This is a genomic window from Pseudoalteromonas sp. GW168-MNA-CIBAN-0100 (assembly GCF_040309225.1).
Classification (GTDB): Bacteria; Pseudomonadota; Gammaproteobacteria; order Enterobacterales; family Alteromonadaceae; genus Pseudoalteromonas; species Pseudoalteromonas arctica.
Genome location: NZ_JBEOOL010000011.1, coordinates 44,300 through 57,612, shown reverse-complemented (window position 1 = coordinate 57,612; position 13,313 = coordinate 44,300). Strand labels below are relative to the sequence as shown.

General features: G+C 38.4%; 12 protein-coding genes. 7 read left to right on the top strand and 5 right to left on the bottom strand.

Going from position 1 to position 13,313, the window contains the following annotated elements:
• Window positions 1-28: 28 nt before the first annotated feature.
• Complete coding sequence (locus AAEY62_RS08745; protein ID WP_024589888.1) at window positions 29-886, top strand: Dam family site-specific DNA-(adenine-N6)-methyltransferase; 858 nt, start codon at window positions 29-31, stop codon at window positions 884-886.
• Here AAEY62_RS08745 and AAEY62_RS08740 read toward each other — a convergent pair.
• On the bottom strand, window positions 843-1,028 hold the full coding sequence (locus AAEY62_RS08740; protein WP_081709141.1) for a DUF2970 domain-containing protein: 186 nt from the start codon (window positions 1,026-1,028) through the stop codon (window positions 843-845). The genes AAEY62_RS08745 and AAEY62_RS08740 overlap by 44 nt on opposite strands.
• Before the next feature lie 3 nt (window positions 1,029-1,031).
• Window positions 1,032-1,334, bottom strand: coding sequence for a hypothetical protein (locus tag AAEY62_RS08735; RefSeq protein ID WP_010553790.1), 303 nt, complete (start codon window positions 1,332-1,334; stop codon window positions 1,032-1,034).
• Between the two features lie 161 nt (window positions 1,335-1,495).
• Here AAEY62_RS08735 and rpe point away from each other — a divergent pair, with 161 nt between their 5' ends.
• Genes rpe through trpS form a run of 3 tightly spaced genes read left to right on the top strand, consistent with a single transcriptional unit; the run spans window position 1,496 to window position 3,881 of the window.
• The gene (gene rpe, locus AAEY62_RS08730; RefSeq protein WP_165721225.1) at window positions 1,496-2,179 is read left to right on the top strand and encodes a ribulose-phosphate 3-epimerase; all 684 of its coding nucleotides are present in this window, start codon (window positions 1,496-1,498) and stop codon (window positions 2,177-2,179) included.
• Window positions 2,179-2,844, top strand: coding sequence for a phosphoglycolate phosphatase (locus AAEY62_RS08725; protein ID WP_024589885.1), 666 nt, complete (start codon window positions 2,179-2,181; stop codon window positions 2,842-2,844). Before rpe ends, AAEY62_RS08725 begins: the two co-directional genes overlap by 1 nt.
• A gap of 32 nt (window positions 2,845-2,876) precedes the next feature.
• A complete protein-coding gene (gene trpS / locus AAEY62_RS08720) occupies window positions 2,877-3,881 on the top strand; it encodes a tryptophan--tRNA ligase (protein ID WP_024589884.1) in 1,005 nt (334 codons plus the stop codon).
• A 115-nt stretch (window positions 3,882-3,996) separates the two neighbouring features.
• Here trpS and AAEY62_RS08715 read toward each other — a convergent pair whose 3' ends face one another.
• Window positions 3,997-4,917: a TraB/GumN family protein gene (locus tag AAEY62_RS08715; protein WP_101163337.1), complete on the bottom strand. Its 921-nt coding sequence runs from the start codon at window positions 4,915-4,917 to the stop codon at window positions 3,997-3,999.
• 36 nt (window positions 4,918-4,953) lie between these two features.
• Window positions 4,954-5,319, bottom strand: coding sequence for a hypothetical protein (locus AAEY62_RS08710; protein WP_024589882.1), 366 nt, complete (start codon window positions 5,317-5,319; stop codon window positions 4,954-4,956).
• 294 nt (window positions 5,320-5,613) lie between these two features.
• Here AAEY62_RS08710 and AAEY62_RS08705 point away from each other — a divergent pair, with 294 nt between their 5' ends.
• Window positions 5,614-7,755: a winged helix-turn-helix domain-containing protein gene (locus AAEY62_RS08705; protein WP_350634816.1), complete on the top strand. Its 2,142-nt coding sequence runs from the start codon at window positions 5,614-5,616 to the stop codon at window positions 7,753-7,755.
• A gap of 358 nt (window positions 7,756-8,113) precedes the next feature.
• On the opposite strand, the gene uvrA is transcribed toward AAEY62_RS08705, so the two are convergent.
• Window positions 8,114-10,939: an excinuclease ABC subunit UvrA gene (uvrA, locus tag AAEY62_RS08700; protein ID WP_101163338.1), complete on the bottom strand. Its 2,826-nt coding sequence runs from the start codon at window positions 10,937-10,939 to the stop codon at window positions 8,114-8,116.
• Window positions 10,940-11,101: 162 nt separating this feature from the next.
• Here uvrA and AAEY62_RS08695 point away from each other — a divergent pair, with 162 nt between their 5' ends.
• Both AAEY62_RS08695 and ssb read left to right on the top strand, forming a co-directional pair.
• Window positions 11,102-12,469 carry an MFS transporter gene (locus AAEY62_RS08695; protein ID WP_010553785.1) on the top strand — a complete coding sequence of 456 codons (1,368 nt, stop codon included), beginning with the start codon at window positions 11,102-11,104 and terminating at the stop codon, window positions 12,467-12,469.
• A gap of 20 nt (window positions 12,470-12,489) precedes the next feature.
• Complete coding sequence (gene ssb, locus AAEY62_RS08690) at window positions 12,490-13,212, top strand: single-stranded DNA-binding protein (RefSeq protein WP_007586300.1); 723 nt, start codon at window positions 12,490-12,492, stop codon at window positions 13,210-13,212.
• Window positions 13,213-13,313: the final 101 nt, after the last annotated feature.

Genomic DNA, 13,313 nt, shown 5'->3' with positions numbered 1-13,313 from the left:
CGCAACACCAGATTGAAGTAAAGAGCCAATGCAGCAAAAGAGTAGAGCCTTCCTTAAATGGGCCGGCGGAAAATACAGCCTAGTTGAAAATATTAATGCGCGATTAAACCAAGCTAGCAAGCATGCTGATACGTTGGTTGAACCTTTTGTTGGTGCAGGCTCTGTGTTTTTAAATAGTGACTTTAAACACTATATTCTCAACGATATAAATGCAGACTTAATTAACTTATACAAAGAGCTAAAAAGCTCTCCAGATGAGCTGATTAGTGACGCTAAAAAGTTATTTGTAGATTTGAATAATCACGCAGATGCTTATTACGAATATCGTGTGCAGTTTAATCAAAGTCGTGATGTATATGAACGTTCAATATTGTTTTTATACATGAACCGCCATGGTTACAACGGACTTTGTAGGTATAATTTAAAAGGTATTTTTAATGTGCCTTTTGGTAAATATAAAAAGCCTTACTTTCCTGAAAAAGAAATGTATTTTTTTGCTGAAAAAGCACAAAAAGCAACCTTCACCTGTTTAGATTACGATGACGTTTTTAAGTTAGTGCCTAACAATGCAGTTATTTATTGCGACCCACCTTATGTACCATTAAGTAAAACAGCTTCTTTTACGTCTTACGCTAAAGGGGGGTTTAATTTAGATGATCAGGCTAATTTGGCTAATCTGGCTGAGAAGGCTGCCTTTGAAAATGATACACCAGTGCTTATCTCTAATCACGATACCGTATGGACTCGAAAAATTTATAGCCAAGCATCACTTGATCAAATTCAAGTAAAGCGCACTATTAGCCCCAAAGGTGGCTCTAGAAATAAAGTTGACGAGTTGATGGCTATGTATTTAGCACCCAAGCAACCACTGCGTAAATTGCGATAACAAAAGCAATAAATAGTACAATCGCAATTAGGATGATAGAGATAGGAGAGTGTTGTTTAAAATCGACTTGGCGTTTATTTTCAGATTGAACACCAAAAAATGCTGCTAGCACACTTTGCAACGCACTAAAAAATTGCAGCATTATTTAAAATAAAGGTTTTAAAGATGGAGTGTTTTTAGAATCATCAGAGCTAGTAAGTAGCTCTAGTAAATCGAGGTAATGAAACTGAGCACTACGGCTATCGCCAGTTAACCACGAAAACCACGATGACTCTTCTTCAGCTTTAATACACGTGATTGTAGTTAATGTGTTTTGAGCACTTACCACTTGTGTATTATGACAATTACCTACTGAGCTTAATTCTTGCTCAGAGCTTGAACCAAAGCTAAACGCCCCGATAAGCAGTAATGCCGACGCAATTAATATCCCAGTTTTAAAAGCACGCATGATGAAATCCAATAATTTGTTACTTTTTTAATCATAGCAAATATTGATTAAAAATCAAACTTAAAGTTACCTGAAATAGGGGCTATTAAGCCATATTACTTGGGTAACATCTTCAATTAAGTTACATTAACGCAATACACTATTTATTGATGGAGTTAATCATGTTTAACCCAGAGCAAAAATATTTAATAGCCCCTTCTATTTTGTCTGCTGATTTTGCAAAACTAGGCGAAGATGTTGATAAAGTACTCGAAGCGGGCGCTGACGTGGTTCACTTTGATGTAATGGATAATCACTATGTACCTAATCTCACAATTGGTCCTATGGTGTGTAAAGCACTCAGAGATTACGGCATTACAGCACCTATCGACGTACATTTAATGGTTAAGCCTGTAGATAGTCTTATTCCATTGTTTGCAGAGGCAGGCGCATCAATTATTACTTTTCATCCTGAAGCCAGTGAGCACGTCGATCGTACAATACAGTTAATAAAAGATCACGGCTGTAAAGCAGGCTTAGTCTTTAACCCAGCAACAAGCCTAAGTTATTTGGACCATGTTATAGATAAGCTAGATACCATTTTACTTATGTCGGTTAACCCAGGTTTTGGCGGGCAAAGCTTTATACCTCATACGCTTGAAAAATTACGCCAAGCAAAACAGCGTATTATTGAGTCAGGCCGAGATATTCGCTTAGAGGTTGATGGGGGTATTAAAGTCGATAATATTGCTGCAGCAGCACAAGCGGGTGCTGATATGTTTGTTGCAGGCTCAGCTATTTTTAATCAACCAGATTACAAGGTTGTGATTGACCAAATGCGTAAACAGCTTGGAAGTGTAAAATAATGAAGTACGACGTCGCCTTATTTGATTTAGATGGTACTTTGGTTGATAGCGTTTACGACTTGTATATTGCTATTAATTTAACCTTGAGCAGTCTTGCTTTCCCTATTGTTAGTCAACGCTTGGTTGAAAGCTGGGTCGGTAATGGGGTTGAAGTCCTCGTTAAACGCGCTTTGAGTGGCGATATGCAAGTGAGTGCACATCTAGATGAGTCACTTAGTAGTAAAGCAATATTACAGTTTTATAAGCACTATGAACAACAAGTTGGTGAGTATAGTGTTTTGTACCAACATGTAGAAACCGGGCTTGCAGCACTTCGTGGTATGCCTAAAGCATTAATCACTAATAAGTCTCGAATATTCACAGAAAAACTACTTGATAAACTGGCACTAACGAGTCATTTTGATGTGATTGTATGCGGTGACGACATGGCAAAAAAACCATCGCCAGAGCCATTGCTATTTGCCTGCAAAAAACTAAATGCAGAGCCTAATAAAGCAATAATGATAGGTGATTCTAAAAGCGATATACTTGCAGCTAAAGCCGCTAATATAGACGTAATTGCACTTAGTTATGGCTATAACCAAGGTGAAAATCTTGAGGATTATAATCCACAGTACCTATGCGATCACTTCTTAGATATAATACCTGTTCTAACGCAGCGTTAAATATTATTAATTAAGCAAAATAAAGGAAAATCATGAGTAAACCAGTAGTTTTAAGCGGCATTCAGCCAACCGGTGGTATGACAATAGGCAACTATGTTGGCGCTATTAACCAGTGGCTAAAGTTACAGGAAGACCACGAAAGTTTCTTTATGTTAGTAGACTTACACGCTATTACGGTTCGCCAAGAGCCTGAGTTACTGCGCTCTCGAGTGTTGGATGGTATTGCTCTTTACGCGGCATGTGGCATTGATCCTGAAAAATCTGCGTTATTTGTACAATCACAAGTACCTGAGCACGCACAGTTAGCGTGGGTATTAAATTGTTACGCGCAAATGGGTGAGCTTAATCGAATGACTCAGTTTAAAGACAAGTCATCTAAGCATGCAAATAACGTAAACGTGGGCTTATTTTCATATCCGGTATTGCAAGCTGCGGATATTTTATTATACCAAGCTGATCAAGTACCCGTTGGTGAAGATCAAAAGCAACACTTAGAGCTGACTCGCGATATAGCCACACGCTTTAATAATTTATACGGCGACGTATTTAAATTACCAGAGCCGTACATTCCTGAGTTTGGTGCACGCGTAATGAGCTTGCAAGACCCACTTAAAAAGATGTCTAAGTCTGACGAAAACCCAAATGGTTATATCATGTTATTAGATGAGCCAAAGCAAATTGTGAAAAAGCTTAAAAAAGCAGTAACTGATTCAGATGAACAAGCACGTATTTATTTTGATCGCACAGAAAAGCCTGGTGTATCAAACTTGCTTACTTTATTGAGTGTTGCAACTAAGCGCTCAATAGAAGACCTAGTTCCTGAGTATGAAGATAAAATGTATGGCCATTTAAAGAAAGATACAGCAGATGCAGTTGTAAATATGATTGAGCCAATTCAAGCCCGTTTTAAAGAGATCAGAGAAGATCAAAACCTACTTAATAGCATAATGAAATCAGGTGCTGAAAAAGCAAGTGTACGTGCTGAGAAAACATTGAAATCGGTATACGATGCGCTTGGTTTTATTCCTCGCGGGTAAGTTTATTAAAATAAAAAAATGCCGCTTGTTAGCGGCATTTTTTATATAGCACATATCAACATGATAGACCCAAATAGAAACAGTAGCGATATCGCTAGTTTATCTGTTTTATCCATTATTCAGCCCCTCTTACTGTTATATCTGCCGTGCTATCAATATCAACTAGAGAAACTTTATAGCCCTTGTTTTCAAGTAAGGTAAGTAAACTATCTTGTCCTGCAAGGTGGGCAACTCCAACAAGTACAAACTCATTTTTGTCGTTGTTAAACATGGCTTCTACTTTTGGTAACCAATCATTATTTCTATCTGTAATGATTTGTTTATAGCTATTCGGATCATTTTGCTGCATATCTTCAAGTGCCACTTTATTCAGTGTGTCTGTATCACCTTTGCGCCAGGCAGCTAAAAGTCCTTTAAACATATCGCCATAGTTGTGAAGCTCGGCTAAGTTACGTTTAATGAAATCGTTTTCGTTGCCTTGACCCATTGTTTTAAAAAACTCTAACTGAAATTCGATTGTTTCTAAGTAATTTTTTGTTTTGTTATCTTCAGTCGCTTTTTTAGTAAAGTAAGCATCAACCCCTTCACCCATTAAATTTTGCTTTTGAAGCTCCATCGACATTAAGACAATACTAACCATAGCAGGGCGAAAACCGTCTAACTTAGCTAGGTTAGCGCCAAACTCGCTAAGCTTATTTTCAAGTAAAGCCTTAATCTCGGGTTCTAGCTTTTGACTCAACGTTTCGTTATTTGTATACGATAGCGCACCTAACATTTGCATTTGTGCATTGGTGTCGGCTGGGTCAGGTAACGGTGCTTCTAAAATAATTGTATCTGCTTGTTCATAAGCATGGTTAAACTCAGCGGGTAGTGGCATTTCAGCTTTAGGTAGTATGTGAACTGTACCGCCAATAAATAGTGAGTCATTACCATTGCTTACTTGCCATACAGAGCTTTGAGCCTGTGCTGTATTTGCTAAAAGGCTGCAACTAATTAATACGCTGGCAGATACTAATTTTTTTGTGAACTTTTTCATGATAATTCCTTAATGTAACTTTTAATTTTATTGTTTTTAGTTCGATAACACATTGCTGAAATATGTAGTGATTGACGATGTTACCTTTGAAAGATTTTTATCAATTTGCGAGTTTATTTTGCTCATTGAAGAGTCAAGCTCAGCTGATATTTTTTTATCTATTGAAGAAAGTAATGTCTGCTTATCAACATTACTTTTTAAAGACTCAGAAGCGTCTATTTTGTTTGTTTTTTGTAGTTTTTGATTAACAGGGTTAATTGCCTTTATGCTTTCACCAATCATGCATTTCTCAAAATTATTTTGAACGGTGTTTTGTTTAGTGTCAGCTGCAATAACTGAAGTAGTATTAAAAGCAGTTGCTAGTAGTAAAGCCGGTAGTACTTTTTTCATTGTGCTGTTCATAATTAAACCTTTTATATTTTTTGCTGCAGCCAATTTAGAATCACAAATGATTTTTTACTAAGCTGCTTGTTGATGACGGTTTAAAGAATATCGCTGAATTTATTAAGAGTCGCTTATCTAGTTATGAGCAATTAATAGATAAGGTTTTAAAGCTAAATAATTGTTTAAATTTAGTATGTTAGCTTTAAACCTTATAATGCTAATATAAGGTTTAAAATGCTTTTTCTATAAAAGAAAGTGTAGATGTGATACGGTTTATAAAAATAAAAATAAAAATAAAAATACGTAAAGACTATGAATTATCAAATCGGACCTTGGCAATTTATTAGTAATCGCTGTGTGATTACTTCAAACCATTTAGAAAGGGAATTAGATCCACTTTTAGTAAAGTTATTACTCCACTTTATAGATAAGCCTCAACAAATCGTTTCCCGCCAAGAGATTATTGAGAGTGTGTGGCAACAAAGCTTTGTTGACGATAATGCGATTAACCGTGCAATCTCAGAGTTAAGAAAGCAGCTTGCCCACCCAATTGAAAAAGCGCCGCTTTTAAAAACGCATTACCGTAAAGGATATAGCCTAACGGTAATACCTGAGCGTTTAACGCAAGCAAACGTTTCGAAAGAGCCTGCAAACATTTTGCCTGACTCACCGGGTATTTCTGCCAAAAATGAAGAGATAGCTACTGCAACTATTTCGCAACCAGTTCAAAGAACGAATAGTAAAAAGTTTTTGATTTATTCTTTATTCGCCATTATTTGCCTGTGCTTTTTAGTATGGTTTGGGTTGTTTTTTATTAATACACCTTCTAGTGAAAAGATTAAACAGATCACGGTTAATAAGGTAGCAAGCACGTGGAATATAGGCAGTGAGGTTCATCCTGAGATGTCCTCAGATAAACAATATTTAGCTTATACAAATGTTGAACCTGAAAATGACGTAATGCATGCATTTGTAAAACGACTATCTGATCAAAGGGAAGTTGAAATTACCTATCCTGGCTTTCAAGTATCCATTTTATCGTGGCAGTTAAATCAGCACTCTGTGTTGTTACAAGCGACAAACTTAAAGCAGCAAAAGTGTGAAATGGTACTGGTTGATTTAAGCCAGTTTCCTGTTATAGGAAAGGCTACATTAATTAAAAAGTGCGACCTTAGATACACAGGTTATGCGCAAGTAGACGAAAGTGGTGAGCATATTTATTACACCGAATATAAAAATGAGCATGAGGGTTCAGGTTTATATAAATATGATTTAGAACTTAAAAAAGAATTCATAGTGATCCCACCACCAGGCGTCATGTATGGCGTAATCATGCCTCGTTTATCTCATTCTGGTAGTAAAATAGCATATGTACTTAGTCAAAAGGGTAAGCCTTTTTCTGTATTTAGCTACAACTTTGAGACCCATGAAACCAAGCGGTTATTTAAAGCAAAGAAAAGCATAATTAGCTTCGCGTTTGATTGGCTTGCAGACGATAAAGGCGTGATTGTTTTTGAAGACTCTGATCTTTCAACCATTGTGTTTGATGAAAATAATATTATTAAACGCACACTAACGGTTACCCCAGCAATTTCACCTTATTATATTGCAGTTCAATCTGCTAATAGCCTTTTTTACTCAGCAAATAAAACACAAACATTTTCGTTAATTAAAGCGACTAATCTTTTTAGCGATACTCCTGAGTATGAAGCACTCTACAAAAGTGATGAAGACGACTACATCATTGCAGAAGTCATTAATGAGAAAGGGCCAGCGCATATTTTTGTATCCGAGCGCTCTGGTAGCAGTCAGTTGTGGTTATCTCAAAATGGACTTACAAAGCAACTTAGTAACTTTACTTATGAAGGTAAATCTACCTTTGCTATTGGCGGACTAAGGGTATCGAGTAAGCAAGATCGTGTTTTATTAAGAGTTAATAGTGATATTGCATTTTTTGACGTTATGTCGAACAAACTCTATACCATAGCTGAGTTTGAAGGGCGAAAAATACTAAGCTATGTATGGTCTAAAGATAATGAAAGTATAATTTATTTAGAGCGAAGTGGTTCAGAAAATCTATTTGCTCAGTTTAATTTATTAACCCGAGACACAACTATATTAGAGGATGTTAAAGCCAACAAATTAATTTCAGGCGCTGACGGTACTAATTATGCAATTACTAATAATCAGTTAATTAAATTATCAAATAAACAGAGTTGGGAATTGCCTAAAGACGCGCGACAAGCACAAGTTTTTGCCATTAATGGTAATTACCTTTACTACTCTGATGCAATTTCAAGAGTTGCTAGGCTTAATTTAGAAGATAAAACAGTAAAAGATGTGCACGTGGATTTTAAACCCATCGCATTTTTTATTAGTAATAACAATCAGATTTTATTTACAGAATCGAAATATAAAGACATGCAAATAATACAGATAAGTTGGAACGACTAGGGCGTGTCTATCTTTTTAGATTAAGTTTGTAGCAGTGTGTTGTTTTTCTTTAATAACATTTTCGATTGTTATACCAATTCGCTTAATTAAGTGATCTATTTTGAGGATGGAAAAACGTGTTGATAGCTAGGCAAAAAATTCGCTATTTAGTTGCTCTAAATGAGAATTTTTTAACACAGGTAGCGACACGTTTAGCCCCGCAAAATGATTAAGTATTATTGCGGATTGGTATTATGTTGATAAAAGAAAAGTTAGAGCAAAAAAATAGCGAGAAGTGAGTCTTCTCGCTATTTTTAATCAAATGTAATCTCGACAGTTAAATAACCTTAATGCCGATTGATTTTTCACAACTAAACCTCTATTTATTTAATAGAGGTTTTAAGTAATGCCCAGTATGTGAACGCTCACATTCGGCTACTTCTTCTGGTGTACCGGCAATGAGTATTTCACCACCGCCAGCACCGCCTTCAGGTCCTAAATCGATAACCCAATCTGCTGTTTTAATTACATCAAGGTTGTGCTCAATAACAACAATTGTATTGCCGTGATCGCGCAAGCGATGAAGCACAACAAGCAGCTGTTCAATATCAGCAAAGTGTAAGCCTGTTGTTGGCTCATCTAATATGTAGAGCGTTTTACCTGTATCACGCTTTGATAGCTCGCGCGCTAGTTTTACACGTTGCGCCTCACCACCAGAGAGAGTAGTAGCGGCTTGACCTAAACGAACATACGACAAACCAACGTCCATCAGCGTTTTAAGCTTACGCGCAATAGCCGGTATTTTATCAAAGTAGTCATGAGCGTCTTCAACAGTCATCTCAAGCACTTGGTGTATGTTTTTACCTTTGTATTGTACTTCGAGGGTTTCGCGGTTATAGCGTTTACTCTTACATACATCACACGGTACATACACATCAGGTAAAAAGTGCATTTCAACTTTAATTAAGCCGTCACCTTGGCAAGCTTCACAGCGTCCGCCTTTAACGTTAAAGCTAAAGCGACCTACTTTGTAGCCACGTGAGCGCGCTTCTTGTGTGCCTGCAAATAACTCACGAATGCCGGTAAATATACCTGTGTAGGTTGCCGGGTTTGAACGCGGAGTACGACCAATCGGGCTTTGATCAATATCGATCACTTTATCAAAATGATCTAAACCACTAATTGATTTATATGGTGCCGCTTCGGCAGTTGTTGCGCCATTTAACTCTGTATGAGCAAGTTTAAACAAAGTGTCGTTTATTAGCGTTGATTTACCCGAGCCCGATACACCTGTCACACAAGTCATTAAACCAAATGGGATTTTTAGATCTACATTTTTAAGATTATTACCCGTTGCGCCAAATAGCTCTAGCCACTTGTCGTTCGTTGGATGACGTTCTTTTGGTATTTCTATTCTACGTACGCCTGATAAAAACTGGCCCGTAACAGACTCTTTGCTTGCTAAAATATCGTCGCGTGTTCCTTGAGCAATAATATGCCCACCATGAACACCCGCGCCTGGGCCAATATCAATAATATGGTCAGCGGCACGAATAGCATCTTCATCGTGCTCTACCACAATAACGGTGTTACCTAAGTCGCGTAAATGTACCAATGTTTGTAATAAACGGTCGTTATCGCGTTGATGTAATCCAATAGATGGCTCATCTAGTACGTACATTACACCTACAAGACCGGCACCAATTTGACTGGCTAAGCGGATACGCTGAGCCTCACCACCTGATAGTGTGTCGGCGCTACGTTCAAGTGATAAGTAATTTAGGCCAACGTTAATTAAAAACGATAAACGGTCGCGAATTTCTTTTAGTATTTTTTCAGCTATTTGGCCTTTTTGTCCGGTTAGCGTTAACCCTTCAAAAAACTCCATAGCTTCACCAATACTCATGCACGTGATTGCAGGTAAGTTGGTTTGCCCAATAAATACATTTCGAGATTCTTCGCGTAAACGCGAGCCATTACAGCTAGGACATGCTTGGCTTGTTTGGTATTTAGCAAGCTCTTCGCGTACAGAGTTTGACTCTGTCTCGCGGTAGCGGCGATTCATGTTGTTTAAAACGCCTTCAAACTCGTGATTACGCGTAATTAAATCGCCACGGTCGTTACGGTAATTAAACGCAATTTTAGTGCTACCAGAGCCATCTAAAATAATTTTTTTCGAGTCGCTGTCTAAATCTTGATAAGGCACATCTAAATCAAAACTATAATGCTCAGCAACGGCTTGTAGCATTTGATAGTAATAAAAGCTGCGTTTATCCCAGCCTTTAATTGCACCGCCAGCAAGACTTAACTCTGGGTTATGCACTACGCGATTAGGATCAAAATATTGACGTATACCTAAACCATCACAGGTTTGGCACGCACCAGCAGGGTTATTAAACGAAAACAAACGCGGTTCTAGCTCAGTCATTGCATAGCCACAAGTAGGGCAGGCAAAGTTTGCTGAGAATAGAATTTCTTCAGCGCTGCTATCATCCATGTATGCTACATGTGCAACGCCATTAGACATTTCAAGCGCAGTTTCAAACGATTCTGCTAAGCGTTGTTGTAAGCCATCTTTTACTTTAAATCTGTCTACAACAACTTCTATTGTATGTTTTTTATGAAGCTCAAGTGTTGGTGGATCAGACAAGTCACATACTTCACCGTCTATACGGGCGCGAATATAACCTTGGCTTGATAGCTGCTCTAATAACTTAACATGCTCACCTTTACGCTCTTTTACTATTGGCGCAAGCAGCATTAACTTACTGCCTTCAGGCAGTGCCAAAACAGTATCTACCATTTGACTAACGGTTTGCGCAGCAAGTGGTAAATCATGTGTAGGGCATCGTGGTTCGCCAACGCGGGCAAACATAAGTCGTAAATAATCGTAAATTTCGGTAATAGTACCCACAGTGGATCGTGGGTTATGAGACGTTGATTTTTGCTCAATAGAAATTGCAGGAGAGAGGCCTTCGATGTGATCTACATCAGGCTTTTCCATAAGCGATAAAAATTGTCTTGCATACGCAGAAAGTGATTCAACATACCGGCGTTGTCCTTCTGCATAAAGTGTATCAAATGCAAGTGATGACTTCCCCGAACCAGATAGACCAGTAATAACTATTAATTTATCACGTGGGATGGTTAGGCTGATGTCTTTTAAATTATGCGTACGGGCGCCTCGGACTTCAATGTTTTCCATGCTATCTCGTTTATTACCAAAATTATTTACTCAGTATCGCATAATACGAAGCAATATTAATCCTTGATCAATGAAAAATCCTTACTTATAGGCGATTAATTATTGCCAAGCTTATGGTAGAATCCCAACCTCAATTTTTCATAGAGTAAGATCACGCAGATAATGACCGCATCTTCACTTAATTCACGAGAAAAACGCGCCGCAGTATCGCTGGCGAGTGTGTTTGCATTTAGAATGCTCGGCTTGTTTATGCTGATGCCTGTATTGGCTATTTATGGACAATCGCTTGAAGGTTTTTCGCCTATTTGGATTGGTTTTGCCATTGGTGCGTATGGTTTAACGCAAGCCGTATTACAAATACCTATGGGTCGATTATCCGATAAGATTGGTCGTAAAAAGGTTATTGTTGGTGGCTTAGTCGTATTTGCTATTGGCTCTGTAGTTGCTGCATTAGCTGACTCTATTCAAATGGTTACCGTAGGCCGCGCTCTACAAGGTATGGGCGCAATAGCCAGTGCACTACTCGCGTTTGCTTCTGATTTAAGCCGCGATGAGCAACGACCAAAAGTAATGGCCGTTATTGGTATGAGCATAGGAATGAGCTTTGCCTTTGCTATGCTACTTGGGCCAATTGTTGCAGCTTCGTGGGGTATTGCGGGTGTATTTTGGTTGACTGCTATTTTAGCTGTTTTTGGTATATTTATAGTGACTATGCTAGTGCCAAATGCGGTAAATAAAGCGCCCAAAGGCGATACATTAGCAAGCTTTAGCGACATTAAAAAACTAATTAAGCACCCTCAGTTAGCACGATTAAATGCAGGTGTATTGCTATTACACTTAACGCTAACCACAATATTTGTGGTACTGCCGAGTCAATTAATTAAAGATGGCTTAGTTGCCGACCATCACTGGTATTTATATATTCCAGTGCTATTTTTAGCATTTTTATTAATGGTACCAATAATGATTGTAGCCATTAAAAAAGAGAAAGAAAAACAAGCATTTATTGGCTCAGTAGCCTTGTTAACTATTAGTATGCTAGCAATGTCGGTATGGGTTAATAGTGTAGTAGGCATTGCTGTGTGTATGCTGCTTTATTTTGTGGCGTTTAACTTTTTAGAAGCCACTATGCCTGCGCTTGTATCGCGAATAGCACCTGCAAGCCAAAAAGGTTCAGCAATGGGTGGCTACTCATCTAGTCAGTTTTTAGGCGCCTTTTTAGGCGGTATGTTAGGTGGTTATGTAGCACAAACTACAACGACGCAAGCTGTGTTTGCGGCAGCGGCACTTGTTGGGTTAATATGGCTTATTATTGCGTGGAAAATGCAAGTCCCACCCAAAAGTAAAGTTATTAGTTTAATGACCAAATTAGATTCTGAAGAGCATGCTCAAACACTTGCTTCTCAGTTAGTTGCTTTACCAGGCGTAATAGAAGCAACTGTGGTTCGCGATGAAAGTCGCAGCTATTTAAAGATTAATGATAAAGAATTTGACCTAGACCAAGCGCGTAAAGTAGCTGGTTTAATCTAACATTTATAGGAGATGGTTCCATGGCACGCGGTGTGAACAAAGTAATTTTGGTTGGTAATTTAGGGCAAGATCCTGAAGTTCGTTATATGCCTAACGGCAATGGTGTAGCAAATATTACCTTAGCAACTTCGGATAGCTATAAAGATAAAAACACTGGCCAAATGGTTGATAAAACTGAGTGGCATCGTGTTGTGTTCTTTGGCAAATTAGCTGAAATTGTTGGTGAATATTGTCGTAAAGGTTCACAAATTTATGTTGAAGGTAAACTTCAAACACGTAAGTGGACCGATCAACAAGGCCAAGAAAAATACACTACAGAAATAGTTGTAGATGGCTTTACTGGTCAAATGCAAATGTTAGGCGCACGTGGTGGCGATCAGCAAAGTGGTGGTTACCAAGGTAATCAGCCGCAAGGTGGACAACAAGGTGGTGGTTACCAAGGTAATCAGCCGCAAGGTGGTCAACAAAGCGGTGGTTACGGTCAAAATAACCAAGGCCAAGCCGCACAGCAAAGTGGCTATAATCCGCAGCAACAAGCTGCACCAGCAGCACAACCAAAACCGGCTCCAGCACCACAGCAGCAAAGTAATCAATATCAGCCGCAAGGTGGTTATGCACCACAGCAAAAAAGTGCACCACAACAGCAAGGTGGTTTCGCTCCTAAACCACAAAGTGCTCCGCAAGGTGGCGCATCAAACCCAATGGAACCAACCATTGATTTTGACGACGATATCCCGTTCTAGTTTTCCAACTTTTACAGTGTAAAGATTTATTATAAAAAAGCCCCGTATGAACGGGGCTTTTTTATACGAGTTGTGTAGTGAGGGCAACCCAGAACTATCAA